General features: G+C 52.3%; 23 protein-coding genes, 8 tRNA genes and 1 rRNA gene. 28 read left to right on the top strand and 4 right to left on the bottom strand.

Translation table 11 applies throughout. From position 1 onward, the window contains the following. The 17 genes from BLQ82_RS07125 to BLQ82_RS07045 all read left to right on the top strand — a co-directional run. A 23S ribosomal RNA gene (locus tag BLQ82_RS07125) occupies nucleotides 1–263 on the top strand; the annotation flags it as partial. Between the two features lie 78 nt (nucleotides 264–341). Next, a tRNA-Ser gene (locus BLQ82_RS07120) sits at nucleotides 342–433 on the top strand. Between the two features lie 26 nt (nucleotides 434–459). Further along, nucleotides 460–536, top strand: a tRNA-Met gene (locus BLQ82_RS07115). Nucleotides 537–545: 9 nt separating this feature from the next. Next, nucleotides 546–621, top strand: a tRNA-Val gene (locus BLQ82_RS07110). Nucleotides 622–651: 30 nt separating this feature from the next. After that, a tRNA-Thr gene (locus BLQ82_RS07105) sits at nucleotides 652–727 on the top strand. A gap of 15 nt (nucleotides 728–742) precedes the next feature. Beyond that, a tRNA-Asp gene (locus tag BLQ82_RS07100) sits at nucleotides 743–820 on the top strand. Nucleotides 821–836: 16 nt separating this feature from the next. Further along, nucleotides 837–912, top strand: a tRNA-Phe gene (locus BLQ82_RS07095). Between the two features lie 6 nt (nucleotides 913–918). Beyond that, a tRNA-Tyr gene (locus tag BLQ82_RS07090) sits at nucleotides 919–1,004 on the top strand. 7 nt (nucleotides 1,005–1,011) lie between these two features. Beyond that, nucleotides 1,012–1,084, top strand: a tRNA-Lys gene (locus tag BLQ82_RS07085). 318 nt (nucleotides 1,085–1,402) lie between these two features. After that, nucleotides 1,403–1,597 carry a hypothetical protein gene (locus BLQ82_RS07080; RefSeq protein WP_074647951.1) on the top strand — a complete coding sequence of 65 codons (195 nt, stop codon included), beginning with the start codon at nucleotides 1,403–1,405 and terminating at the stop codon, nucleotides 1,595–1,597. 105 nt (nucleotides 1,598–1,702) lie between these two features. Continuing rightward, complete coding sequence (locus BLQ82_RS07075) at nucleotides 1,703–2,797, top strand: PucR family transcriptional regulator (protein WP_062523674.1); 1,095 nt, start codon at nucleotides 1,703–1,705, stop codon at nucleotides 2,795–2,797. 109 nt (nucleotides 2,798–2,906) lie between these two features. Continuing rightward, nucleotides 2,907–4,028, top strand: coding sequence for an ABC transporter ATP-binding protein (locus BLQ82_RS07070; RefSeq protein ID WP_062523673.1), 1,122 nt, complete (start codon nucleotides 2,907–2,909; stop codon nucleotides 4,026–4,028). 331 nt (nucleotides 4,029–4,359) lie between these two features. Further along, nucleotides 4,360–5,298 (top strand): HPr(Ser) kinase/phosphatase, encoded by a 939-nt coding sequence (gene hprK, locus BLQ82_RS07065; protein WP_020425530.1) that lies wholly within the window; start codon nucleotides 4,360–4,362, stop codon nucleotides 5,296–5,298. Between the two features lie 12 nt (nucleotides 5,299–5,310). Next, complete coding sequence (lgt, locus tag BLQ82_RS07060) at nucleotides 5,311–6,342, top strand: prolipoprotein diacylglyceryl transferase (protein ID WP_074647948.1); 1,032 nt, start codon at nucleotides 5,311–5,313, stop codon at nucleotides 6,340–6,342. 8 nt (nucleotides 6,343–6,350) lie between these two features. Then, nucleotides 6,351–7,004, top strand: a complete 654-nt coding sequence (gene ppaX / locus BLQ82_RS07055) for a pyrophosphatase PpaX (protein WP_062523672.1) — start codon at nucleotides 6,351–6,353, stop codon at nucleotides 7,002–7,004. Continuing rightward, complete coding sequence (locus BLQ82_RS07050) at nucleotides 7,001–7,516, top strand: acyltransferase (protein ID WP_062523671.1); 516 nt, start codon at nucleotides 7,001–7,003, stop codon at nucleotides 7,514–7,516. The genes ppaX and BLQ82_RS07050 overlap by 4 nt, the downstream gene beginning before the upstream one ends. A 236-nt stretch (nucleotides 7,517–7,752) precedes the next feature. After that, nucleotides 7,753–8,904, top strand: coding sequence for an acyltransferase (locus BLQ82_RS07045; RefSeq protein WP_062523670.1), 1,152 nt, complete (start codon nucleotides 7,753–7,755; stop codon nucleotides 8,902–8,904). A gap of 98 nt (nucleotides 8,905–9,002) precedes the next feature. Here BLQ82_RS07045 and gntK read toward each other — a convergent pair whose 3' ends face one another. The 4 genes from gntK to gnd all read right to left on the bottom strand — a co-directional run bounded on the left by gntK (nucleotide 9,003) and on the right by gnd (nucleotide 13,888). Continuing rightward, nucleotides 9,003–10,532 (bottom strand): gluconokinase, encoded by a 1,530-nt coding sequence (gene gntK, locus BLQ82_RS07040; protein ID WP_074647989.1) that lies wholly within the window; start codon nucleotides 10,530–10,532, stop codon nucleotides 9,003–9,005. A gap of 131 nt (nucleotides 10,533–10,663) precedes the next feature. Further along, nucleotides 10,664–12,025, bottom strand: a complete 1,362-nt coding sequence (locus BLQ82_RS07035) for a GntT/GntP/DsdX family permease (RefSeq protein WP_062523668.1) — start codon at nucleotides 12,023–12,025, stop codon at nucleotides 10,664–10,666. Nucleotides 12,026–12,177: 152 nt separating this feature from the next. Further along, a complete protein-coding gene (locus tag BLQ82_RS07030) occupies nucleotides 12,178–12,849 on the bottom strand; it encodes a GntR family transcriptional regulator (RefSeq protein ID WP_062523667.1) in 672 nt (223 codons plus the stop codon). Between the two features lie 136 nt (nucleotides 12,850–12,985). Further along, nucleotides 12,986–13,888 (bottom strand): phosphogluconate dehydrogenase (NAD(+)-dependent, decarboxylating), encoded by a 903-nt coding sequence (gene gnd, locus BLQ82_RS07025; protein ID WP_062523666.1) that lies wholly within the window; start codon nucleotides 13,886–13,888, stop codon nucleotides 12,986–12,988. Nucleotides 13,889–14,207: 319 nt separating this feature from the next. Between gnd and BLQ82_RS07020 the strand changes: the two genes are divergently transcribed. The 11 genes from BLQ82_RS07020 to BLQ82_RS06970 all read left to right on the top strand — a co-directional run bounded on the left by BLQ82_RS07020 (nucleotide 14,208) and on the right by BLQ82_RS06970 (nucleotide 26,538). Further along, nucleotides 14,208–15,425 (top strand): ATP phosphoribosyltransferase regulatory subunit, encoded by a 1,218-nt coding sequence (locus tag BLQ82_RS07020; RefSeq protein ID WP_062523683.1) that lies wholly within the window; start codon nucleotides 14,208–14,210, stop codon nucleotides 15,423–15,425. Between the two features lie 249 nt (nucleotides 15,426–15,674). After that, the gene (gene hisG, locus BLQ82_RS07015) at nucleotides 15,675–16,331 is read left to right on the top strand and encodes an ATP phosphoribosyltransferase (protein ID WP_062523665.1); all 657 of its coding nucleotides are present in this window, start codon (nucleotides 15,675–15,677) and stop codon (nucleotides 16,329–16,331) included. 23 nt (nucleotides 16,332–16,354) lie between these two features. Next, complete coding sequence (hisD, locus tag BLQ82_RS07010) at nucleotides 16,355–17,662, top strand: histidinol dehydrogenase (RefSeq protein ID WP_074647945.1); 1,308 nt, start codon at nucleotides 16,355–16,357, stop codon at nucleotides 17,660–17,662. Further along, nucleotides 17,652–18,263 carry an imidazoleglycerol-phosphate dehydratase HisB gene (hisB, locus tag BLQ82_RS07005; RefSeq protein WP_062523663.1) on the top strand — a complete coding sequence of 204 codons (612 nt, stop codon included), beginning with the start codon at nucleotides 17,652–17,654 and terminating at the stop codon, nucleotides 18,261–18,263. Before hisD ends, hisB begins: the two co-directional genes overlap by 11 nt. Next, the gene (gene hisH / locus BLQ82_RS07000; RefSeq protein ID WP_062523662.1) at nucleotides 18,264–18,887 is read left to right on the top strand and encodes an imidazole glycerol phosphate synthase subunit HisH; all 624 of its coding nucleotides are present in this window, start codon (nucleotides 18,264–18,266) and stop codon (nucleotides 18,885–18,887) included. It abuts the gene before it with no gap. 145 nt (nucleotides 18,888–19,032) lie between these two features. After that, on the top strand, nucleotides 19,033–19,770 hold the full coding sequence (hisA, locus tag BLQ82_RS06995) for a 1-(5-phosphoribosyl)-5-[(5-phosphoribosylamino)methylideneamino]imidazole-4-carboxamide isomerase (RefSeq protein ID WP_062523661.1): 738 nt from the start codon (nucleotides 19,033–19,035) through the stop codon (nucleotides 19,768–19,770). A 1,083-nt stretch (nucleotides 19,771–20,853) separates the two neighbouring features. Further along, nucleotides 20,854–21,612, top strand: a complete 759-nt coding sequence (hisF, locus tag BLQ82_RS06990) for an imidazole glycerol phosphate synthase subunit HisF (protein WP_025707066.1) — start codon at nucleotides 20,854–20,856, stop codon at nucleotides 21,610–21,612. Next, nucleotides 21,609–22,340 (top strand): bifunctional phosphoribosyl-AMP cyclohydrolase/phosphoribosyl-ATP diphosphatase HisIE, encoded by a 732-nt coding sequence (gene hisIE, locus BLQ82_RS06985; protein ID WP_062523660.1) that lies wholly within the window; start codon nucleotides 21,609–21,611, stop codon nucleotides 22,338–22,340. Before hisF ends, hisIE begins: the two co-directional genes overlap by 4 nt. A gap of 15 nt (nucleotides 22,341–22,355) precedes the next feature. After that, nucleotides 22,356–23,183, top strand: a complete 828-nt coding sequence (hisJ, locus tag BLQ82_RS06980) for a histidinol-phosphatase HisJ (RefSeq protein ID WP_062523659.1) — start codon at nucleotides 22,356–22,358, stop codon at nucleotides 23,181–23,183. A 23-nt stretch (nucleotides 23,184–23,206) separates the two neighbouring features. Continuing rightward, nucleotides 23,207–24,157 (top strand): ribose-phosphate diphosphokinase, encoded by a 951-nt coding sequence (locus tag BLQ82_RS06975; RefSeq protein WP_062523658.1) that lies wholly within the window; start codon nucleotides 23,207–23,209, stop codon nucleotides 24,155–24,157. Between the two features lie 647 nt (nucleotides 24,158–24,804). Next, nucleotides 24,805–26,538, top strand: coding sequence for a tetratricopeptide repeat protein (locus tag BLQ82_RS06970; RefSeq protein ID WP_062523657.1), 1,734 nt, complete (start codon nucleotides 24,805–24,807; stop codon nucleotides 26,536–26,538). Nucleotides 26,539–26,547: the final 9 nt, after the last annotated feature.

Genomic DNA, 26,547 nt, shown 5'->3' with positions numbered 1-26,547 from the left:
AGGAAATTTGAGAGGAGCTGTCCTTAGTACGAGAGGACCGGGATGGACGTACCGCTGGTGCACCAGTTGTTCCGCCAGGAGCATGGCTGGGTAGCTACGTACGGACGGGATAAGCGCTGAAAGCATCTAAGCGTGAAGCCCCCCTCAAGATGAGATTTCCCAGTATGTAAGACCCCTTGAAGACGACGAGGTAGATAGGTTGGAGGTGGAAGCACGGCAACGTGTGGAGCTGACCAATACTAATCGGTCGAGGGCTTATCCAAAAGTAAAACGCAAGTTTCGTTTCGGATTCAGTTTTCAGGGAGCAAATTCCTGTATGGATTTACATGGCTATATCAATTGGAGAGATACCCAAGTGGCTATAAGGGGACCCTCTGCTAAGGGGTTAGACTGCGTAAGCGGTGCGAGGGTTCGAATCCCTCTCTCTCCGCCATTTGTAATCCATTATCATGTTATTGTGGCGGCGTAGCTCAGCTGGCTAGAGCGTACGGTTCATACCCGTGAGGTCGGGGGTTCGATCCCCTCTGCCGCTACCATACATACCTGGAGGCTTAGCTCAGCTGGGAGAGCATCTGCCTTACAAGCAGAGGGTCGGGGGTTCGAACCCCTCAGCCTCCACCATTTTTAGATTGTAGTTTGACTTTACACCGTGCCGGTGTAGCTCAACTGGTAGAGCAACTGACTTGTAATCAGTAGGTTGGGGGTTCAAGTCCTCTCGCCGGCACCATTTAATTACAAATGCGGAACCGTGGTGTAGTTGGCCTAACATGCCTGCCTGTCACGCAGGAGATCGCGGGTTCGAATCCCGTCGGTTCCGCCATTTTTGTTTGTTTTATGGCTCGGTAGCTCAGTCGGTAGAGCAAAGGACTGAAAATCCTTGTGTCGGCGGTTCGATTCCGTCCCGCGCCACCATATTGTGGAGGCTTAGCGAAGTGGCCAAACGCATCAGACTGTAAATCTGCTCACGTACGTGTTCGGTGGTTCGAATCCATCAGCCTCCACCAGTTTTATGAGCCATTAGCTCAGTTGGTAGAGCACCTGACTTTTAATCAGGGTGTCGAAGGTTCGAGTCCTTCATGGCTCATTCCAATCGAAAGTCATCACCATTAGGTGATGACTTTTTTGTGTTTTTTAGAGGATTATATAATTCCGAAAAATGGGGTTTTCTTGGAAGCATCAGCTGATATAGTGTTGCGGAGGGTTGGATTCCATCCGCGGAATGAAGCGGACGGAGAAGGTCTTATTTTGCGAAAAAGTCTGCTTTTCTGGCGGATTCAGACTCAGGAGAAGTGATATGGCTCGTTTGATCCTAGAATAAGGGGAGATAGGACAAATAGCGAAAACCCTGTCCGGTTTGTCCTGCTGAAACACCTGATTCGCTCCTCATAAGAACAGGCATATAGTGGTTAACAAACGGTCCTTAATGACAGATGTGGAGCATGTCTGGGTAGCCGGAGATATAGCGGTACACGCTGAGCAGGCCACTGTTGCCATGGGGGAAGCAGCCATTGCCGGGATCTTGATGCATAAGGAATTGAAAAAAATGACCCCTGTTACTCTGCCCCCGGCCAAGAAAAGGCATGTACATGCCGAGTGAAGTCTCCAGCCAGGCTGCTCTAACCCTAACAGTGTCTAAGGCGCATCTTGTTGAAAAATGTGATAAAATAGGCGAAAAGAGCAAAAGTGGTGGAGTATGGTGACGATGGATAGTGAGGTATTGCGTCAAAAATTAGAGCAGCTCACCGGAAAGAGAACTGGAATCAAACAGCTCGGGAGGCAGCATTCGGCTTCCCTTTTTGGCATTGGTGCAGAAGAGCAGGACCAGCCCGTGGTGCATGAGGGGCATTTATGGGTGCCTTTGTATGAGAACGATGGACGGATAACAGCAATCTGGCTGGAGCTGGATGGGCTGACTCCCATGGAGGTGAAGCTGGTTAATTATGCGGCAAGAAATTTTGCAGTCGCCCTTAAGGCAACAGGCCTGAAGGAAGAAGGCGAAATAGAGGCCCGCCAGCTCAGCGGGTGGTTGAATGCCCAATTGGAGCAGGAAAAGAATGAGGCGGAAATTCCTGACGAAATGACTTTGAAGGGACGGCTGGTGGGGGAGATGATTCCCTTCCTGCTGGTCAGCGAAAATGTTCATAACCCGCAGGTGACCTACCGTTCTCTGATGAAGCTGCTGCGCAGTTACTTCGAGAATGAAATTCTGCTTATCCCTCTGCAGGAGAAGGAATGGTTAATTTTAGCCCGCAAGGAACTGCTCACCGGCGGGGATGATAAGGAAGATGAGGAAGAGAGTGCTGATGACTTGCTGGCGCAGACCTGTATGGGGCTGCATGAGCTGATAGCCAGCGAGTGGGTTGGGGTTTTCCATCTGGCGGTAGCACCTGCCATTATTCCTGTGAAAGGGTTAACCGGATCGGTAGCCCTGCTGCGAGAAACCATTATATTGGGCCGGATCTTTCAGGTTGGGGACTACATTCATCTGCCATGGGAGCTTCATATGGAGCGGCTGGTTAATAGCATTCCCGATGACCGCCGCAGGCAGCTGCTTGGACAGATCGGGGATTATACCTCTGTGCTTGCGGACAAGGAAATGCTGCTTACTTTGGAGACTTTTTTTGAGATGGACTGCAATGTCAGTGAAACGGCCAAAAAGCTGTATATTCACCGGAATACGCTGCTGTACAGGCTGGATAAGATCAAACAGGAGACCGGAGCGGATGTCCGGAGCTTTGGGGATGCTGCTATTGTGAAGTTAGCCATGTTATTGTATAAAGTGACGAAAAGAAAATAGGTTTTTTGTGAACGTTACAAATAGCCAGCGCGGCATGTCTGGGGTAAGATAAATATACAAGAAAGCGATTTATTTTTTAATCCAATAATTGACTCGAGGGGGAAATACAATGGCAGGCGTTCGTTTAGAGCATATTTTCAAAAAATACCCGGGTTCCGATAAAGCGACAGTAATCGATATCAATCTTGATATTAAAGATAAGGAATTTCTGGTATTGGTTGGACCATCCGGTTGCGGTAAATCCACAACCCTGCGTATGATTGCCGGTCTGGAAGAAATCTCCGAAGGTAAGATGTACATTGGCGACCGTGTAGTCAATGACGTAGCTCCTAAAGACCGCGATATCGCGATGGTATTCCAATCCTACGCCTTGTATCCGCACATGAGTGTATATCAGAACATGGCATTCGGTTTGAAACTGCGTAAAGTGAAAAAAGAAGAAATCGACAAAAAAGTACGCGAAGCTGCGAAAATTCTCGATATCGAGCATTTGCTTGACCGCAAACCAAAAGCATTGTCCGGTGGTCAACGCCAACGTGTCGCTCTGGGCCGTGCAATCGTACGTGATCCGCAAGTCTTCCTGATGGATGAACCTCTCTCCAACTTGGATGCTAAACTTCGTGGTCAGATGCGTGCGGAAATCACTAAGCTGGTTAAACGTCTTGAAACCACTTGTATCTATGTAACACATGACCAGACAGAAGCTATGACAATGGGTGACCGTATCGTAGTTATGTATGATGGTATCATTCAACAAGCTGCTTCTCCTGAAGAGTTGTACAATGAGCCTACAAACCTGTTCGTAGCCGGATTTATCGGTTCTCCTACAATGAACTTTATCAACGGTACACTTTCTGATGTTGGCGGCGCCGTACGCTTCCGCGCAGAGAACCTTGATGTTGAAGTGCCAGGCGGCAAAGCCACACTGCTGCGCAACAAAGGCTATATCGGCAAAGATGTAATCATGGGTGTTCGTCCGGAAGATATCCACGAAGAACCAGTATTCCTGGAAGCTTCTCCGAACACGATCTTCACTTCGATGGTTGATGTTACTGAAAACCTGGGTCATGAAATGCTCTTGTACTTGAGCGGCCTTGGTGCCAGCACTGTCATCGCCCGTGTAGACGGACGTTCCACTACCCGTGAAGGCAGCAAGCCAAAATTGGCGATCGACATGAACAAAATCCACATCTTCGACAAGGAATCCGAACTTAACGTTCTGCTCGGATAAGATAGCATAACCGTGTGAAGCAAGCCGCCTGAGAAGGCGGCTTTTTTAATAAATAGAAGCAGCTATATTTTGGGGGCTTTCTATACAGCGCATGATTTTGGACGGAAAGCCATGGCCCCACAATGTGGGGCTGTTTATTTTTGCACACCACGGCTCCTATGAGCCCTGCTTATTTGTTAAGTCAGACAGAAGGAACAAGGCTATTAAGATTGCATTCATAGGCGTTATCCATTAAGATAGCAGGAGAATTACCTGCGGCTGGGATAGGAACTGTTATTAACCAAATGCGGGCGAGCGGTTACCGCCGCTGGTGACGAAAGGACGGACACACATGGCTAAGAAGGTAAAGGTATCCGAATTGGTGCAGAATTTTCAGTTAGAGGTTGTTTCCGGACATGAGGGTTTGAAGAGACCGATTACAGTGGATGATTTGAATCGTCCTGGTCTGGAAATGGCTGGTTATTTTGAATATTACCCTGAAGAACGTGTTCAATTGCTGGGCAAGACCGAGCTGGCTTTTTTCTCCATGCTGCCGGACGAAGAGCGTAAAAGCCGGATTCGCGGGATCTGTAATGATAATACACCTTGTATCGTGATTACAAGAGCACTTGATGTACCGCAGGAGCTTATTGATATAAGCAACGAAAAAGGATTGCCGGTGCTGCGCAGCTCTATGGCGACTACGATTTTTTCCAGCAGACTAACCAGCTTTCTGGAAGGCCGGCTGGCGCCTACCGCCACGATTCATGGCGTTCTCTGTGACGTATACGGTGTGGGGATGCTGATTACAGGCAGCAGCGGCATCGGTAAAAGTGAGACCGCGCTGGAGCTTGTAAAACGGGGACACCGTCTGATTGCTGATGACGCGGTAGAAATCCGCCAAACCTCGGATAACCAGCTGCACGGGACCGCTCCGGAGCTTATCCGCCATCTGCTGGAAATCCGCGGTGTCGGTATAATCAACGTAATGACATTGTTTGGTGCAGGGGCGATCCGCAATCACAAACGTATCACGCTGGTAGTCAGACTGGAAGCCTGGCAGCAGGACAAGCAATATGACCGGCTCGGACTGGATGAGGAAACGACACGGATTATCGATACAGATGTGCCGCTTGTAACGATTCCCGTACGCCCAGGACGTAACCTTGCGGTTATTATTGAAGTGGCGGCTATGAACTATCGTTTGAAGCAGATGGGCTTCAATGCGGCGCTGCAGTTCACTAATAAGCTTACTGCCACCATATCTGAAGACATGGATGATTTGGACTAGGAGTGTGAGAGCATGTTTTTTTCGTTAGCGATTGATCCGATTGTCTTCTCCATCGGTTCACTGCCGGTTCACTGGTATGGTCTGATACTCGGTGTCGGCGCATTGGCCGGGTTATTTTTGGCGATCCAAGAGGGCAAGCGTTTCAATATTCCGCAGGAATTTTTCATGGATATGCTGCTGCTCGGTGTGCCGTCTGCAATCATTGGTGCGCGGATTTATTTTGTGGCTTTCAAATGGGAGGATTACAAGGACAACTTTGTTGATGTCTTCAAGATCTGGAACGGCGGAATCGCAATCTATGGCGCGCTAATTGGAGCTATCATTTGCGGTATTATTTATTTCCGTTACAAAGGGTATCCGTTCTGGCGCATTGTGGATATTTGCGCACCTGGACTGCTTGCAGGCCAGATGATCGGACGCTGGGGGAATTTCGTGAACCAGGAAGCCTATGGTGGCGTTGTGGAGGAATCTTTCCTGCGTGATAAGCTGCATCTTCCTGACTTTATAGTGAACCAGATGTACATAGGAGACGCCTTTCATCATCCAACCTTCCTGTATGAATCACTCTGGAGCCTGCTCGGTATTCTGCTGCTGATGGTGCTGCGCCGGCAAAAGTTTGTGCGTGCAGGTGAGATTTTCCTGTCTTATTTCATTTGGTATTCCATCGGACGCTTCTTTATCGAGGCGCTGCGTACGGACAGCCTGGCTTTTAAAGGGAACAGCGGACTGGCTTCCTTCCTGAACGGATTGTGGTCACCGATGAAATGGCTGGGCTTTGAACAAGGGTATCTCGATCCGGCTTATGGAAATATCCGCAGCTCACAGCTTTTGGCGCTGCTGACTATCGTAGCGGCTATATTACTAATCATTGTCCGGCGGGTAACAGGTCAGCCTAAGGACCATTACTCCGATCCTATTGTCAGCACCAAGGCTGCTGCAGCGGATGCTGTAGTTCCGGAAAGTGCTGCACATACACCGCAGAGTGCTCCGCAGGTCAGACAACCGGAGCCGGAGAAAACGCCGGATGAATTACCGAAGGAGTAGCTGATCTAATGATAGAATGTGTACTGTTTGATCTGGACGGAACGATTGTAAATACCAACGAGCTGATTATCAGCTCGTTCCTGCACACGCTGAAGGAGAATAATCTGCCCCCGCTGACCCGGGAGCAGATTATTCCCTATATGGGGACTACACTGCATCAACAGTTGAGTGCTTTCTCCGGTCTGGAGGATACCAGCGTGCTGGAGCAGTCCTACCGTTCGTATAATTATGCGCACCATGATGAGCTCATTGGCTCTTTTCCCCATGTGAATGAGACGATGGAGGAGCTTGCGGACCGCGGCATCAAGCTGGGGATTGTGACGACCAAAATTCGTCCGACCACAATCAAGGCGCTGGAGATGTTCGATCTGCTGAAGTACATGGAGACCATTGTGACAGTAAATGATGTAGTTCAGCCAAAGCCTCACGCAGAGCCGGTTCTGAAGGCTGTCAGCAACCTGGGCGTTAATCCGCGTAGAACACTGATGGTTGGAGACAGCCCTGTTGATATCCAGTCCGCCAAAGCGGCTGGTGTCCGTGTAGCTGCAGTAGCCTGGTCGCTAAAAGGTGAAGACGTACTGAGTAAATATGAGCCTGATTATATCATCCATGATATGAAGGACATCTTCGGAATCGTAGACCAGGGGACGATGGAGCCGTGAGAAGAGTAACCCGTTATCCCGTGGAAGGGCACAACTCCCTTTGGTACATCTACCGCACGGTCAGCCCTTGGAAAGGTGTGCGTAATTTTATTTTTATACAGATTGCCCGTTATTGCCCGATTCTGCCGGTTAAGAACTGGATATACCGTAACGTCTTGGGCATGAAGGTGGGCAAGCACACTGCGTTTGGGCTCATGGCGATGGTAGATGTATTTTTCCCGGAAAAGATTACGGTGGGCGAAAATTCTGTGATCGGCTACAATACCACAATTCTGGCCCATGAATACCTGATCAAGGAATACCGGCTGGGTGAAGTCATTATCGGTGAAAATGTGCTGATTGGTGCCAATACGACGATTCTTCCTGGTGTAATTATCGGAGATGGAGCGGTTGTAGCGGCCGGATCAGTGGTGCATAAGGATGTGGCGGCTGGTTCCTTTGTCGGGGGCAACCCGCTCAGGGAGCTGCGTCCGTCGACCGGGGATGATCGTGAAGCCTCTGAAGATAAGTGATGTAATGTGGAAGGTTGCCCTGCAGTATGGTTGCGTGCACTCACGCAGGAGCTGCGGGGCTTTGTTATGAAAACAAAAAATAGTCAAAAATTAAGCAACCTTTCAGTGTTCAGCAACGTGAACAAGGCGTTATACTTAAGGGTAGACGCGTATTGTGCATATGGCGCGTACTGCGAGTATTTGATTGTTTTTGAAAAAAGGCACCTTAGGTGCGCAGTTATACAGGAGGAAAAGGAATGGGACAAAAGGAAAGAATTCCACAGCTGGATATATTTCGGGCCATTGCGATTCTTGCGGTGATCGCTATACATGCCACTTCACGTACACTCGCGGAGACACTGGACACCTCGATGTTCCATCCGTTTCTGTTCATTAACAAGTTCAGCCAATTTGCCGTGCCGTCGTTTGTCTTTTTGAGCGGATTCGTGCTGTTCTACAATTATATCGACCGCCCGTTAACGGGAAGAACTCTGGGGAAATTCTATAGCCGCAGACTGATTTATATTATTGTGCCTTATGTTATGTTTTCGCTCATGTACTTTATCCTGAAAATGACCGCAGGCCATACCTGGAGTCTGCCTCTGGATGAGATGGCCCACAAGCTCGGCAAATATCTGCTTACCGGGACAGCGTATACGCATCTGTACTATATTATTATCATTATACAGTTCTATGTGCTGTTCCCGCTTATGTTATGGTGTCTGCAAAAGGTCCGGCGGCTTGCAGCCTGGGCCCCGCTGATCGGACTGCTGCTGCAATGGGGATTCGTGCTGCTGAACAAATATATGACGAATCATGGATACTGGCACTTGTCCAAAGGCAGTCTGTCTATTACCTACTTCTCCTACTTCCTGCTCGGAGCGGCCATTGCGGTCTATTATGGAACCTTGAAACAATGGCTGATTCTCTCGCGTAAGGGTTGGCTTTCGGGTAAAGGACCTGGATGGATTGCGCTGTGGGTCCTATGGGCTGCTGCCGGAATCATTCATGTGGAACTGTGGTTCAACAGCTACACGAAAAAAACAGTGATTAACAGCCTGTGGTATGAAGGCTTCTCCAATCTGCATGGGCTGCTCTCCTGCATCGTGCTGCTGCAGCTGTCTTTCCTGCTGCATGGCACAGGCCGGCGTGTGTGGAGCCGTATGCTGATCTCTATCGGTGCCTGTTCCTTTGGGATCTATCTGGTTCATCCGGCACTGCTGTTCCTATACAGAAAACTTCCGTTTCACGGGGGTTCGCTTGCGTATACGGCCGCCATCGCCGGTGGTTGGCTCGTAGCATTGCTAGGCTCCTGGCTCGTTGTAGCCGTGGTCTTCCGCTATGTGAAGTCGGCCTGGGTGGTCTTTGGCTCCGGACCGCAGAAGCCTCAGAACAAGGCAGCCCTATAGCTTGTGAGTGATGAAATCAAATGAATTAAAAAAGCGCCGACTTGCCCGCAATATTGCGGCTGGTCGGCGTTTTATATAAGGCAGAAGCAGCCGGATTCTTATTCCCCGGCCTGTTCCCGCTGAAATTCAGCGATGGCCTGATACTGGCTCTCTAAGCTGCGGAATACGGAAATATAGATAGGCAGCAGCTGCTTATAGACGCGGGCGTGCTCCTTCACCGGTTGATGCTGATGGGTAGAGCCGATCATGTTGAATACAATATCAAAGGAGTCTGTGCGTCCGGTGGCATAAAGGCCAAGCACGACTGCGCCCAGACAGGAGCTTTCGAAGCTCTCCGGAATGACGACCTCCTGGTCGAAAATATCGGCCATCATCTGCCGCCACAGGGAGGAGCGGGCGAAGCCGCCGGTGGCATGGATTTTGGCAGGCCGCCCAATCTGCTCCTCCATGGCCAGCAGGACGGTGTACATGTTGAAGATGACTCCCTCCAGCACGGAGCGGATCATATGCTCTTTGTGGTGATTCATCGTCAGCCCGAAAAAAGAGCCCCGGGCATCCGGATTCCACAGCGGCGCACGCTCTCCGGTCAGATAGGGATGAAAGAGCAGACCATTGCTTCCGGGTGGCACCTGCTCGGCAATCCGCGTCAGCACCTCATAGGGGTCAATGCCAAGGCGCTTCGCTGTCTCCACCTCGGAGGCGGCGAACTCATCCCGGACCCAGCGGAAGAGCATGCCGCCATTGTTCACCGGGCCGCCGATGACCCAGTGCTTCTCGGTCAGGGCATAACAGAAGATCCGTCCCTTGGGATCGGTAAGCGGCCGGTCCACGACCGTGCGGATGGCTCCGCTGGTGCCGATCGTGGCAGCGACGACCCCCGGCTTAATGGCGCCAACGCCAAGATTGGAGAGTACACCGTCGGTGGCTCCTACAATAAAAGGGGTAGACGGCAGTAATCCGAGCTGCTCAGCCATCCCTGGCAGCAGCCCTTGCATGATCTGGGTGGTGGGAACAAGTTTCGAGAGACGGTCTGCAGTAATGCCGGCAATATGCAGAGCTTCTGCATCCCAGTCCAGCTGCTCCAAATTGAACATGCCTGTGGCAGAGGCAATGGAATAGTCTATGACGTATTCACCGAAAAGCTTGGCGAAGATATATTCTTTGATAGATATGAATTTGTAGGTCTGGTGGAACAGCTCCGGCTGTTCCTCGCCCAGCCACATCAGCTTGGTGAGGGGAGACATGGGGTGGATAGGCGTTCCAGTGCGCAGATACAGCTCATGGCCGCCCAGTTCGTTCCGCAGCCGGACGGCACAGGCGGCGCTGCGGTTATCTGCCCAGGTAATGCAGGGAGTCAGAGGATGGCCTGCATGGTCTACAGCAATCACGCTGTGCATGGCGGAGCTGAATGACAGAAAAAGAACGGAATCCGGACGTACGGCACTGTCCTTCATTACGGTTGAAATGGTATGAAATACAGCGCTTAGGATTTGCTCCGGGTCCTGCTCTGCTACCGAAGGTGAAGGGGTGTGCAGCGGGTAGCCCAGGTTCGCTTGAGCGGTAATTCTGCCATTCTCCTCAAAGAGGACCGCCTTTGTGCTTGTTGTTCCAATATCGACGCCGATCATATAGGATGTGCCCAATTCTCAGACCTTCTTTCTGATGAAAATAAGGAAAGCGGGCCGGGTAAACTTGCAGCCGCCCCGTTCCGCTATCCGGTATGCTTGAGATGTAAAGAGTATAAGGTATTGGCAGTGCTTTAGACAAAGATGCTGAGAATCATGATGAAGGTTAAACCCACTACGGACAGAATGGTCTCCATCACCGTCCATGATTTCAAGGTCTGGACTACAGACATGCCGAAAAATTCTTTGATCATCCAGAAGCCGGCATCATTGACATGGGACAGCACCAGAGATCCGGCACCTGTAGCAAGCACTGCCAGCTCGATGTTCACACCAGGGGTTACGGCAAGGACAGGGGCGACAATGCCGGCAGCAGTTGTCATGGCTACAGTAGCTGAACCGGTAGCCACACGAATCAAAGCAGCAATCAGCCACGCGAAAAATATAATATTTACATGGGTTTGCGTAGCCAGAGCTGCAATGGCTCCGCCGACTCCACTGTCGATCAACACCTGCTTGAACGCTCCGCCGCCTCCGATGATCAGAATAATGGAAGCTGTCGGTGCCAGACATTCACTTGTAAAACGGGAGATTTCTTCTTTCTTGAAGCCGCGTGCAAAACCCAGCGAGAAAAAGGAAAAAACGGCAGCGATAAGCAGGGCAATGATCTCATGCCCGATAAATTTGGCGAAAGGCGTAAAGGCATTAGAGGCCTCAGGATCTATAATATCAGCAACTGATCCCATTAGCATCAATATAACGGGCAATAGGATCGTTAACAGAGTAATTCCGAAGCCAGGGAGTTCCCGAACGCTTTTGGCAGCAAATTGCTCAGCCAGCTCCCGGGGAGGCTCCACACGTATCCGTTTGCCTATGAACTTACCGAAAAGCGGGCCGGCAATAATGGCTGTTGGCAGACCTACAATAATGGAATACAGAATCGTTTTACCCAAGTTTGCGCCGTAGGCACCAATGGCAATCATAGGCGCCGGATGGGGCGGAACAAGGCCGTGGACCGTGGACAAGCCGGCCAGAATCGGGATTCCGATTTGCAGGAGCGGCATTTTTGTTTTGCGTGCCACCATAAAGACTACAGGGATCAGCAGGATTAAGCCAACTTCGAAAAATACCGGGATTCCGACAACAAAGCCTACCAGCATCATAGCCCAATGGACTCTTTTTTCTCCAAAACGGTCTACCAGCGTATTTGCAATTCGCTCCGCGCCGCCGGATTCGGCCATCATTTTTCCCAGCATCGTACCTAGGCCTATAACAATCGCGATCGTGCCCAGTGTCCCGCCAAGCCCGCCGGTAATGGACTTAATCAAAGACGGGTACTCCATCCCTGCAAGCAGACCAAGGGCCAAGGCGGAGAGAAGCAGCGTAACGAAGGGATTCCACTTGTATCTGGCGATAAGCATAACCAGAAAAACAATGACAAGCAGCGTCCAGGTGAGCAGTGTCGCATTATGACTAAGTCCGAATAAACTTTCCATAGTGAACGGGTCCTCCCTTTGTGGTTTCACGTGCAGCCAATAGCTTAAGTTTTTAAGATAACCAGATTGAGCGCTTTCAATAAACCGATCTATTGTATACTTGTCGACAACATAATCGAAACAAAGGCAGGCCTTTGCTGAAAGAAGATTGCTTAGGGAAGGCTGCGAATCAGCGTTTCTCCAGAGTCGGCAAAATACTCCTGAACCACCTTGTGAATGGTCTCAGGATCTCCTGAACGAAGAGCCTCAACGACCGTCCGGTGTTTATCTGCCACCCAATTCATACGTGCTTCCCCGAGGGTGAAGCCCTTTTCTGTTGTAATCAGAATGACGGTCATCACAATATAGCGGATGCTGTTCCATAAATGAAGAATCCGGGTATGATTGGCTTCTGTGACAATGGCTTCGTGAAAAGAAAAGTCCTGGTGCGCAAACTCCACATAATCATTATGCTTGACGGCCAGCTTCATCTTGTCGATGGATTGTTCAAGCTGCTGGATTAGGGCATCCTGTATATTGACGGCCAGTCTTTGCTGGGCAAAACTCTCAATGAGGTACCGCACATCATACAACTCTTTGACGTCCTTGATATTCAGGCCAACCACCACGGCCCCCATTCTTTCCAGACGGATCAACCCCTCGCCGGACAGGGATTTAAGCGCTTCCCGGACAGGAGAACGGCTGGTGCCAAAATCGGCAGCAATCCGGTTCTCGGAAAGCACCTCGCCCGGTTTTATGTTTTCATTTATAATTTGCAGCCTGAGTTCACAGGCAATCGATTCTCCAAGGGAGGCTCCTTGCAGCCAAGTAACAGGATAATGCATGAAAAACGACTCCTCTATGTGATTAGTTGTAAGCTAAGACCTGGCATTCCCCTAATTTTAGCATACAATGTCTTCACGGTTCCATCAGTTTAACATGCCCTTTGTCCTGCACGGAGCTGGTCTTGCAGTTTTGACTTTATTGTTCCCCCTGCACCACGGCGTGACCGCCGAATTCATTGCGGAGGGCGGCAACAACCTTGCCATGAAAAGTGTCATCCTCCAGGGAACGGTAGCGCATCAGAAGCGATAGGGCAATAACCGGTGTGCTGGCTTCGAGATCCAGAGCGGTTTGAACGGTCCATTTTCCTTCTCCGGAGCTGTGCATCACCCCGCGAATACCGGAGAGCTTCGGATCTTTGGCAAAAGCATTCTGCGCAAGCTCCATCAGCCAGCCGCGGATCACAGAGCCATTTGACCACAATTGTGCGACATTCTCATAGTTAAAGTCAAAACTGCTTTTCTCCAGCAGCTCAAAGCCCTCGGCAATAGCCTGCATCATCCCGTACTCAATGCCGTTGTGGATCATTTTTAGAAAATGGCCGCTTCCGCTTTCCCCCGTGTAGAGATAACCCCGCTCCACTGCCAGATCACGGAATAAGGGCTCGATTTCGGTGAATACCTCAGCATTACCGCCAACCATAAAACAAGCACCATGCTCCGCACCTTCTGTTCCCCCGGATGTGCCGGCGTCAAACAAATAAATGCCTCGTTCACGCAGCTTTCCGGCTCGCGCAATGGATTCTTTATAATGGGAATTCCCGCCGTCAATGATGATATCGCCTGCTTCAAGCAGCCCGGCAAGAGTGTCAATAACTCCTGTTACGATCTCTCCGGCCGGAACCATGACCCAGACAATTCTGGGAGGCACCAGCTTCGTGACCATATCCTCCAGGGATGAAGCGGGAAGCGCTCCCTGTTCGGCCAATTGCTGCCCCCTTTGCGGATTGATATCGCTTACTACAAGGTCATGCCCATGGTTCAGCAGATTCAGTGCCAGGTTAAAACCCATCTTGCCCAGTCCGATCATGCCCAATTTCATTGCCGTTCACTCCTTAGCAGATTTTTGTTAAAGACTTGTGTACTTGTATACAACTTTGTCTGTATCTTACTACTGTGATCAAGACTTTGTAAAGAACAATTTTGTAAGCGGTTCATATTTGGGCGAATCGAGGCGCACTATATAGAAATCTTAACTTCACTCTATATGTAAGCATTTATGCTATTCTATATTAAAGGTTAAATTGACGTAGAGGGATGGTCCGTGATACGATATTCCCATTACTTTACCTTACTACCACTTTACCATAGTAAAGCATTTTTCATTCTATTGATGATATCTGACGAGGTGACCAATGAAGATGTCCAAACCCAAGGGATTCGAGAAGCCGGCCGGTGTGCGTGACTATCTCCCGCGTGCAGTGGCCAAGCTGCGCAAGATCGAGAATGATGTGCTGCACTGCATGAGCCGCTGGGGGTACCGGCAGGTGATTACGCCCACTTTGGAATATTACGATACGGTCGGCGTGGCCAGCTCCACATCGGACCAGAAACTCTATAAATTGCTTAACAACCGCGGGCAGGCCCTGGTGCTGCGCTCTGAGATGACAGCGCCGGTGGCGCGTGTAGTTTCTTCACTGTTAAAAGACGAGCCGCTGCCGCTCCGCTTGTCCTATCACGCCAACGTGTTCCGGGCGATTGAGGAGGAAGCGGGGCGGGAGGCGGAGTTTTTTCAAACCGGGGTTGAGCTGGTCGGAGACGATTCACCGGAGGCGGATGCCGAGGTTGTGGCGCTGGCGATTTCCTCGCTGCAGGCAGCCGGTGTGAAGTCCTTCAAAATCGCCATGGGGCATGTCGGCTTCCTCGACGGGCTGTTCCAGGAGGCGGTAGCCGGTCTTCCTGACGCGCAGGAGGAGCTTAAGAGCCACTTGCTGAACCGTGATTATGTGGCGTTCCGCGAGACGCTGCGGCGTCTGGAGCTGTCCGAGGCGCAGAAGAATGAGCTGGACGGGCTGCTGCGGCTGCGGGGAGGCAAAGAAATCTGCGGCCAGGCGCTTGAGCTCAGCAGCCATCCGCTGGCCCGGGCCTCTATTGAGCATCTATGCAAGGTGTGGGAAGTGCTGGTGTCATACGGGGTTTCGCAGCATGTGCTGATTGACCTGACGATGATTGGCGACTTCTCCTATTATACAGGCATGACCTTCGAGGGCTACGCTTCGGAGCTCGGATTTCCGGTATGCAGCGGCGGCCGTTATGACAATCTGCTGCAGCAGTTCGGACGCCCTGTTCCTTCGACGGGCTTCTCCTTGAAGACGAACCGTATTCTCGACGGCGTATCCGGTGTGCCGGAAGAGGAAGAGCTGCCGGTTCTGATCCAGTATGACGCTCCTCGGCGCAAAGAAGGTCTGGCAGAGGCGGCGCGCCTGCGGGCCGAAGGGCATGTGGTAGTGACGCGTCTGGCGGCAGAGCCCGGCGATCTCAAAACGGTGAAGCGTCTGGACACGGATACGGTTGAAGCGGAAGGCGACAGGTACGGGGAGGTTTATACGTTTGTGTCTTTTGTCAGCGAGCATGGCTGAGAAGAGGATGAATGAGGCTGCGGGATGGAACGTGCCAAGCAGCAGGGTTTCTACAGCATTCTGAAGTGATAGACATTCATGCCGCCCTTTGGCGGCAAATCAGACGATGAAATCTCGGGGAAGGCCCTCAATTTGGCTTTGCCAAATTCGAGGCTTCCATAACAATGTCGTGAGAATCGGACATCGTTATTTCAGGATAGAATATCAGGTTTGACCTATAAATGGGCAAGGAAACGGAGGTCTATGATCATGTCGCAGATATTGAAGGTGGCCATGCCGAAAGGACGGATATACAACAAAGCGGCGGAGCTGTTCCGCCAGGCGGGACTGCCGATTCCGCCGGATGGCGAAGAGTCGCGCAAGCTGGTGATCTCACTGCCGGATGCGGGAATGGAGTTCATCTTGGCCAAGCCGGTGGATGTGCCGACTTATGTGGAATATGGAGTAGCTGATATCGGCATTGTCGGCAAGGATGTGCTGCTGGAGGAGAACCGGGACGTCTACGAGCTGCTCGATTTGGGAATCGCGCGCTGCCGGATGTCGATTATCGGCCTGCCGAACTGGCAGCCGGGCATTCAGCAGCGGGTGGCGACCAAATATCCGAATGTGGCTTCGCGCTATTTCCGCGAACAGGGGCAGCAGGTGGAGGTTGTGAAGCTGAACGGCTCCATTGAGCTTGCGCCGCTGATCGGCCTTGCCGACCGCATCGTCGATATGGTGGAGACCGGACAGACGCTGAAGGACAACGGACTGGTGGAGATGAAGAGCATCTTCGAGATTACAAGCCGGCTTGTGGCTAACCGTGTAAGCTACCGGATGAAGAATGAAGAGATTCAGCAGCTGTGCGACCGCCTGCAGGCGGTTATCACCGGGCCGGGACTGGCAACGGGCGGAGTACAACGCTAAGGACGAAAAAGGGGGAAGCAGCGGTGAAGATTCAATCGGGCAAGGAATTTAAGCTTCAGCGTGAAGTGGAATACGGAACGCCGGAGCAAAACAAGGCTGTGAAGCAAATCGTGGCCGATATCAAAAAAGAGGGCGATGCCGCACTGCTCCGCTATACGGAACGTTTTGACGGTGCTGTGCTTACAGCTGCCGGGCTGCGTGTGACGGAGGAGGAGCTCCAGGCGGCGTATGGCCGGGTGGAGGAATCCTTTGTGACGGCGATCCGCGCGGCCGCAGCCAATATCCGGGTGTTTCATGCCCGGCAGAAACGCAATTCCTGGATGGATCTGCAGCCGGACGGCACGATCCTCGGCCAGATCATCCGCCCGCTGAAACGCGTGGGCGTCTATGTTCCCGGCGGCAAGGCAGCCTATCCGTCCTCGGTGCTGATGAACGTGATTCCGGCCCAGATCGCCGGCGTGCCGGAGATCGTGATGGTCACTCCGCCGTCGACGGGCGGCACGGAGGGCATCGATCCTTACATTCTCGTGGCCGCCGCTGAAGCCGGCGTGAACGAGATCTACCGCGTGGGCGGCGCGCAGGCGGTCGCCGCACTGGCGTTCGGCACGGCGTCCATCGCGCCGGTCGACAAGATCTGCGGGCCAGGGAACATCTACGTGGCCCTGGCCAAACGCGAGGTCTACGGCGCTGTCGACATCGACAGCATCGCCGGACCGAGCGAGATCGTCGTGCTCGCCGACGATACCGCCGAGGCCGCCTACGTCGCGGCCGACCTGCTCTCGCAGGCCGAGCACGACGAAATGGCCTCGGCCATCCTGGTCACGCCGTCGCAGCGCTTGGCGGAGGCAGTCGCTGCCGAAGTAGAACGGCAGCTGAGTGAGCTTCCGCGCGAGGCCATCGCGCGTGCCTCTGTAGACCACTACGGCGCGATTATCGTCGTGGAATCGCTGGCAGAAGGAATCTCCGTGGTGAACCGGCTGGCGCCGGAGCATCTGGAGATTGTCACGGAAGACCCGATGGGCCTGCTCGGCAGCATCGAGAACGCCGGAGCTATTTTCCTGGGCCCGTACAGCTCGGAGCCGGTGGGGGATTATTTTGCCGGGCCGAATCATATTATTCCGACCAACGGCACAGCGCGGTTCTCGTCGCCGGTGGATGTGGATGATTTCATTAAGAAATCCAGCCTGATCTATTACAGCAAAGAAGCACTGCTGCAGGACGGGGCAACGATTATAGAACTGGCACGCCGTGAGGGGCTGGAAGGCCATGCGCGGGCAATAGAGATCCGACTACAGAACGAAGCGAAGGGTGGAGACGGAAATGGAAAGTAACAACGAAGCTGGAGCTGTGCGCAAGGCCGGACTAAGCCGCAAAACTAACGAAACGGATATTAAGCTTTCCCTGGCCGTGGACGGCAGCGGGGTCTCGGAGCTGGAGACGGATGTGCCATTTCTGAATCATATGCTGGATTTATTCACGAAGCACGGCCAGTTTGATCTGTCTGTGCAGGCGCGGGGCGACATCGACATTGATGATCACCACACAGTTGAAGACATCGGCATCTGTCTGGGCCAGGCATTCCGTGAAGCGCTGGGCGACAAAAAAGGCATCAAACGCTACGCCAATGTCTTCATCCCTATGGATGAGGCGCTGGCTCAGGTGGTCATCGACATCAGCAACCGGCCGCATTTTGAATACCGGGCAACGTATCCTTCACAACAGGTGGGCAGTTTTTCAACGGAGCTGGTGCATGAATTTCTGTGGAAATTCGCGCTGGAGGCGCGGATTACGCTGCACGTAATCGTACACTACGGCTCGAATACGCACCACATGATCGAAGCGATATTCAAGGCGCTGGGACGGGCGCTGGACGAAGCCACACTGATTGACCCGCGCGTGAAGGGTGTGCCTTCCACGAAGGGAGTGCTGTAGATGACTGTTGCAATCGTCGATTACGGCATGGGCAATCTGCATAGTGTCAGCAAGGCGGTGGAACGACTCGGGTATAAAAGTCTTGTGACGGGTGAGGCCGGGGAGATTCTGGCTGCCGATAGCGTCATTCTGCCGGGAGTCGGTGCGTTTGGCGATGCGATGGAGCATCTGCGGGAGAGTGGGCTGGATGCTGTGGTCCAAAAGGCCGCAGCTTCAGGCCAGCCGCTTTTGGGGATATGCCTCGGCATGCAGCTGCTGTTCAGCAGCGGCGAGGAGTACGGCACCCACGAAGGACTGGATCTTCTGCCTGGCTCGGTAGTGCGTTTTGCGCCCCGTGAGGGCTATAAAGTGCCGCATATGGGCTGGAACAAGCTGGACTTTCTGCAGCCGCAGAGTCCTCTGTTCTCAGGGCTTGAAGCAGGACATGTGTATTTTGTCCACTCTTTCCATGCCATCATGGCACAGCAGAGCGATCTGCTTGCTGTCACAGATTACGGGCATCCGGTTACGGCTATTGTAGGCCGGGAGAATGTATTCGGTATGCAGTTTCACCCGGAGAAGAGCGGGGAGCTGGGGATGAAGCTGCTGGGCAATTTTTTGAAGCTGAAGGGCACGCGGGCGTAGCCCGCTATATATAAGCTGAACTTAAGAATTGGATCACGCCGAACCGGCGAATCCCCTGTTATTACAGGGGTTCATCGATTCACGGGGATAGATTCTTAGGTTCACTCTTTGTATAACTATATTGTAACGAAAGTGGGAGCGCCACATGTCTTCTTTTATCGTATATCCGGCAATTGATATCCGGGATGGAAAATGCGTCAGACTGCAGCAGGGTGACTACAATCAGGAAACCATTTACAACGACAGCCCGGTGAGCGTGGCCAAATCGTGGGAAGAGCAGGGCGGGAAATTTATTCATCTCGTCGATTTGGACGGGGCCAAAGCCGGACATCCGGTGAATGATGCCATCATCGGGGCAATTGCCAAAAACGCAGGCGTCCCTGTGCAGGTAGGCGGAGGACTCCGTACGCTTGCGGATGTCGAGAAACTGCTGGGTCTCGGCGTGAGCCGGGTCATTATTGGCACTGCGGCGATCAACGACCACGCGTTCACAGAGGCTGTGCTCGCCAAATACGGTGACAAGGTTGCAATCGGCATCGATGCCCGGGGTGGATATGTAGCTACTCACGGCTGGCTGAACACCTCCGAGGTGCGTGCGGAGGACCTGGCCAAGGAGCTGGCCGCCAAAGGGGCTGAGACGTTCATCTACACCGACATCTCACGCGACGGCATGATGCAGGGACCCAACATCGAGGGTATCCTGTCCATGGCTGCCACCAGCGGCAAAACCGTTATTGCTTCAGGCGGTGTAACGAGTCTGGACGACCTGCTGCGTCTGAGCGTTCATAGCGGCAGCGGTATCGGCGGAGCGATAGTCGGCAAAGCGCTGTACACCGGCAATATTGATCTGGCTGAGGCGCTTCAGGCGCTGGACAGCAAGTAGGCAGAAGCTATAGGGCTCTGGAGTGCAGCGGTGTTCACTTACTCGCATGAATCCTCCGAATATACTCAGGAGCTGCTTGTGTTCTCTTACCTTCTGGATTTGTGAGAATCTTAATTGTAATTCGTACATTTAATTTCAGTTGAAAAGGTCTAAAAGGAACTTTAATTGCATTTCGTACAGCTATAAATAGATGGCTAGGCCATATGCGGGAGATTGCCGAAATTTAGTTGTACGAAATACATTTAAACTACTGGAACACCTAAAAGCCGAGTAAATAATTGTACGTTATGCAGTTAGAGCTCTAGGTCATGTTGGTTGACTATTGGCACTTATGAAATGATTGCACTTTCTGCAATAGAAAGCTCATTATCATGCGTTAAATCACCATCTGCTGCATTCTGTACAGCTGATTTCCGGAATTCTGGTAAAAGTGCACATTTGGCCCGATTCAACTGTATAGCAGAGTTCGATGGATACGATTTTTCGGCCGATTTAGAGCTCTTCTGCTGTAAAAGTTGCAGTCAATGTTGAGGTTGACGCTCAAGCCGAAGTTAAAGTTGGTTTAATGCTCACACAGGTGCGGTCAAGCCTACCTTTATCTTTCCGCAGGTGGTGCGAGGCCGCCGTCCCGCCAGGGGCCAAAACGTGGAACACGTAGGTGGTTTTTGGGGTTATATTTGGGTTTGTACTTGTTTTTGATCTCTATGAGATTGAATTTTAAACAAGTTTATGAACAGAGCAGTCATCCTTAGTGGGAAAAAGGTTCACTAATCGCGCTCATTCGGTTTATGGAGTAGCCTATGTTGGAAAAAGTACCACTAATTAGGCTGAAAGCGGCCGTGTGGGATGAATTTGCATGAATTAGGTGTACAAAATCCAACTAAAACCACTTAGCGTTTTCTAGCCCTATAGTCGCCCGGGAGCGCACAACCCCTGCCCACGCCAGCCATCCAGGTGTCCAGAGGGCCGGGGCCCTTGGGGTCCCCCTTGGCTAAGGGGGATTTAGGGGGATCGAAATCCCTTAGGGGAAATGGTTGGATCGAAACAGGTTTTCGCTCGAAAACTACGGAAAGGGGTTATTTCATGTTAGCCAAACGCATCATTCCCTGTCTGGATGTGAAGGACGGGCGGGTAGTCAAAGGCGTGAATTTTGTGAATCTGCGCGATGCCGGGGATCCGGTGGAGCTGGCGGCACTGTATGACCGGGAGGGCGCAGATGAGCTTGTGTTTCTCGATATTTCCGCTTCTGTTGAAGGCCGGGCTACGATGGTGGAAGTTGTGCGGCAGACCGCCGGTGAAATCGCCATTCCGTTCACGGTAGGCGGAGGGATCTCCACACCGGAGGATATGAAGCGCATCCTGCGTGCCGGTGCGGACAAAATCGGCATCAATACCGCAGCGGTCAACAATCCGCAGCTCATTCTTGAGGGAGCGCGCCGTTTCGGCGCCCAGTGCATTGTAGTGGCGATGGATGCCAAATATAATGAGGCTTGGGGCGAATGGGAAGTATACACGCACGGCGGACGCAAGCCTACGGGAATCCGTGCGCTGGCCTGGGCCAAGGAAGCCGAGAAGCTGGGAGCGGGCGAGATTCTGCTGACCAGCATGGATGCGGACGGCACCAAGGATGGCTTCGATCTGAAGCTGACTGCTGCGGTCAGTGACCTGCTCACTATTCCTGTAATTGCCTCCGGGGGAGCAGGGAAGATGGAGCATTTTTATGATGTATTTACCGAAGGCAAAGCCGATGCGGGACTGGCAGCGACGATTTTTCACTATAAAGAGATTGCCATTCATGATTTAAAAGCAGATCTGAAGCAAAAAGGGGTAGAGATCCGATGAGCGAAGCCGAACAAAACAAAGCGCTAAGCCAGCAAGATGTACTAGAGGGCATCCGCTGGAATGAAGCCGGACTGCTGCCTGCCGTAGTGCAGGATGCGGAAAGTCTGGAAGTCTTAATGTTTGCCTACATGAACAAAGAATCGCTGCAGCTCTCGCTGGAGAGCGGACAGACCTGGTTCTGGAGCCGTTCGCGCAGCGAGCTGTGGCATAAGGGAGGGACCTCGGGCAATACCCAGGCCATCACCTCGATTCATTATGACTGCGACAGCGACACGCTGCTGGTAAAGGTGATACCGGAAGGGCCGGCATGCCATACAGGAGAAACCTCCTGTTTCTTCCGTGAGCTTCCGCTGAGCAATCCTGCAGCAGCGAAAGGAGTTAAGGGAGGCCAAGAAGCAGTCTCTGCCCGGCAAGGGCTGAACGACAGTGAGCGGTTTGCGGTTCTGGGCGAACTGGAACAGGTGATTGCCGAGCGGGAAGCGGAGCGGCCCGAAGGGGCATATACCACATACCTGTTCGACAAGGGCGTTGACAAGATTCTTAAGAAGGTAGGCGAAGAAGCTTCCGAAACGATCATCGCTGCCAAAAATAAAGATAATGCCGAGCTGCGCCTCGAGGTCAGCGACCTGATCTATCATCTGCTGGTGCTGCTGCAGGAGCGCAAGCTGCCGCTGGATGAGATTATGGATGAGCTGAGCGCCCGCCATGAACGGCCCCGCCGCGATTAGGAAGGAGCCTTCTACATGCGTATTGATTATCATACCCACCATGAACGCTGCGGCCACGCGGTAGGAACACTGGAAGAATACGTTCAGCGGGGGATTGAATTGGGGCTGGAGCAGCTCGGACTGTCAGACCATCTGCCGCTTATCCATGTGGACTCGGAGAGCTACTATCCTGAGATGGCTATGCCGCTGTCGGAGCTTCCCCGTTACGTCGAGGAATGTTTGAACCTGAAGGAACGCTATCGCGGAAGAATTGAGCTGCGTGTCGGGCTGGAAGCCGATTATATCGAAGGGTATGAGGAGCAGATCCGCGAGCTTTTGTCACCGTATCCGTGGGATTATCTGATCGGATCGGTGCATTTTCTCGGAGAATGGGACATCACGGACTTTCGCCAAACCGGGGGCTGGGAAGGCCGGGATGTGATGGAGGTCTACCGCCGGTATTATGATGCGGTGCGGAAGTCGGCGTTATCGGGATTATATGATATTATAGGACATATGGATGTTATCAAACGGTTTGGCTACGGTCCACAGACACCGGAGGGCAAGGCCGAGGTGCGGGCGCTGGAGCATGAAGCGCTGAAGGCAATAGCCGGCAGCGGCATAGCGATGGAGCTTAACGCTTCCGGACTTACCAAGCCGTGCGCGGAGATGTTCCCCTCGGGGCATGTGCTCCAGCAGGCGCTGGAGCTGGGCATCCCGCTCACCCTTGGCTCTGACGCCCATGATCCCCTGAAGCTGGGAGACGGCTTGCAGGAAGCGCGGAGCCTGCTGTGGCGCACAGGCTTCCGCAAGCTGGCTGTGTTTGAGGGGCGTGTCCGTACGCTCGTTCCGTTTGAACTATAAATTTTGATCCCCAGGAGGGTACTATGCATCATCATCAGTTGCGTATTTTTTCCGGTTCGTCGAATCCGAAGCTGGCCGCAGATATTGCGGAGCGTCTGGGTGCCCCGCTGGGCCAGATTAAGCTGACCCGCTTCAAGAGCGGCGAGATTTATGTGCATTACGAAGAGAGCATCCGGAACTGTGACGTATTTTTGGTGCAATCCCTCGCGCATCCCATTAATGAACTATTCGTAGAGCTGCTGGTCATGATCGATGCCGCCAAACGCGCATCGGCTAGAACGGTTAATATTATTGTGCCTTATTACGGCTACGCCCGGCAGGAGCGGAAATCTGCACCGCGCGAGCCGATTTCGGCGAAGATGGTGGCTGATGTGCTTACGACCGCAGGAGCCACCCGTGTGATTACGATTGACCTGCATGCGGCGGCGATTCAAGGCTTTTTCAACATACCGGTAGATCACTTGACGGCGCTTGATCTGATCAGTGGATATCTGAAGGTGAAGGGCTTATCCGACCTGGTGGTTGTGTCACCAGATGCGGGCCGCGCCTCTATGGCGGAGAAGCTGGCCAGCCGTCTGGATTCGCCGTTTGCCATTATGATCAAGAAGCGTCCGGCCCACAACGAATCGGTGATTACGCATGTGATTGGTGATGTAGAAGGACGGACGCCGATCATCATTGAGGATCTGATCGATACGGGAACGACGATTGTGAATGTAGTGGAAGGCCTGAAGGAGCGGGGGGCCAAGAACAGCATCGTTTGTGCCACCCATGGTCTTTTTTCCGGAGACGCCTTGAGCCGTATGGTACACCCCAATATAGATGAGATTGTCGTTACCGACTCTATTGCGCTGCCGGATGATCATTCCAGCCGTTTCACCGTGCTCTCCGTAGCACCTATGCTGGCTGAAGCCACACGCATTATTATCGAAGGCGGTTCCATTGACAAGCTGTTCAGAGACGCGGGAATTTAGGTTCCTGCGTCTTTTTTTTGTTTAGGAAATTATGATTTCTCTTTATTGTGGATAAAGTGTGTATAAAGTTGGGGATAAGTATGTGCGAATTCAGCGAATTCACTCAAACGGGTGGAAATTAGCCGGATTCGATTGCCTTTTTCCAACTGGCGCTTGCGAAAAAGCAGGTGAGCCGTGCTAGTTGGAAAAAGGGAACTTATTTCTCCCACCAATCAACAATTGTAAGAATGAAGTGGAAAAAGGAAGCTTAATTAGGCGATATTACTCTGTTAGGAGCCAAACCAGCAGAATTAGTTAACTTTTTTCCACTTGAAATTCCCGAAGAATTCAAAAAGTTCTCCTGGCAACGCTAAGCTGAAATCTATTCAGACAAGGACGGCGTATCCGTTTTGTTCTGAAAAGACAAAAAGCGGGCGGGTGAATCTATCGTGCCGGGTGGGCAGAGATGGCTTTTTCAAGCTTTTACCTCCTGGAGACTCCCTTCCGAGCTTGAGAATCCCCCTGTCACCTGTGGTATACTGTGTGGAGACAGTCGGACCATAAATGGTATCGACGGCACTTAAATGGGAGCCAGGGCAGAGATTTGCCGCCGCTCTCCTATTTTTCGTGAGGATAAGGAAGCTTACAAAGGGAGGTGCCTTGCTTCCATGATTGAGAGAACTTCAGAGAATGACGTGGAGAATCGAAACGTGATTCCCGTTACTCTGGATGCCAATTTTTTCTTTGAAAGAGCCGTACGGTCATTGGACCGCTTTCAATATGATAAGGCATTGAAGAATTTTCGCAAAGCTGTTGAATATGAACCGGAAAACCCGGTGAATCATTGCAATATGGCGGGTATATTATCCGAGATGGGGAAATATGAGGCATCCAACGACATCTTAACCCATGTTCTGGAGGAAATTGATCCCTCTATGACGGAATGCCACTTCTATATGGCTAATAACTATGCAAATATGGAAAGCTTTGAAGAGGCCGAGCGCAGTCTGGTCACCTATCTTCAGGAAGATGCGAACGGAGAGTTCATTGCCGAGTCCGAAGAGCTGATGGAACTGCTGCAATATGAGCTGAACCGTCCGGCTCCGCTGGTCCGGATCCGCAGCCGGGAAGGTGTCGTGGAGCATGACAGAGCCCGGAGCCTGCTCGAGGAAGGGAAGTTTCCGCAAGCGGTCGCGCTGCTGGAAGAAATTGTACAGAACATCCCCGATTTTCTGGCGGCGCATAACAATCTGGCTCTTGCCTATTTCTATATGGGCCGCTTTGCCAAAGCCAAGGAATGCCTTGGCGAAGTGCTCGCCCAGGACCCGGGCAACCTGCATGCATTGTGCAACATGGCTATTTTCCTGCAGTATGCAGGCGATCGGGAACAGCTGGATGGGCTGGTGCGCATGCTGGAAGCCACTGTGCCTTTTCACCAGGAGCATGTATTCAAAATGGCTACGACGATGGGGATTCTGGGCAAGCACAAAACGGCCTACGGGCACTTCCGCCGCCTGCTGAAGGATGAAGAGGTCGGTGGCGATGCGAGCTTGTACCATTACTGTGCAGCGGCGGCAAGCAACAGCGGATTTGTGAGTGAGGCGGTACGCTGCTGGCAGCTGGCCGCTAAGCTGGACCCGGAATCAGTAGTACCGAAGTTTTTCCTGTCCCAGCTTCAGCTGGCCCAGGCCGAGGGCCGGCCGCTGCCTCCGGTAAGCTATAATTATCAGCTGCCTTTTCAGGAACAGCTCAAGCAGTGGAAGAACAACATGGACAGCTTCTCTGAAGAGGTGCGGAATAATCCGCTGCTGCGTGCTTCGTTCTTCTGGGCGCTGCGTTACGGTGATTCAAGTACGAAGCTTCAGGTGACAGAGGCGCTCCGCTGGATCGGGGACGATGAAATGTCCGAGGTGCTGAAGGGGATTTCTGAGCAGGAGCCGCTGCAGGAGACTGCACTTCTCGGGCTGCAGCGCCTGATCGGTGGCGCTCCGGAGGAGAGCACCATCCAGAGGGCTGTTCAAGAGCCGGGCGTGCCAGGCCATAAAGGGCTACCGGAATGGAAAGAGGACTGGCAGCGGGTTATTGATCATACGGCTGCCGTGATGGAACGGCGATATGATGCCGTGCTGAAGAAGGATGCCGAGCTTCTCTGGAAGCAGTTCATCAGCCGCCTCTACCCGGATGTTCCCTTGTTTAGGCATACTGAAGGCTGGTGTGCGGCTCTGGAATATTTGACCGCCAAGCTGCATAGCCATCCGCTTACCTATCGTGAGGCTGCCCAGCGCTACGGCGTTTCGGTCTCTATGGTAAGCCGGTACGCGCGGCGTATTCATCAAGTATGCGGGTTCCCGCAGGACGGGGCGGCAGCGGACATTTTGCCGCCTTTTACGGAAAATATCTGACCCTAAGGA

The sequence above is a fragment of the Paenibacillus jilunlii genome (assembly GCF_900102965.1).
Lineage (GTDB): Bacteria > Bacillota > Bacilli > Paenibacillales > Paenibacillaceae > Paenibacillus_AQ > Paenibacillus_AQ jilunlii.
The sequence above is the reverse complement of the archived record's forward strand: the minus strand, read 5'-3'. Positions and strand labels throughout refer to the sequence as shown.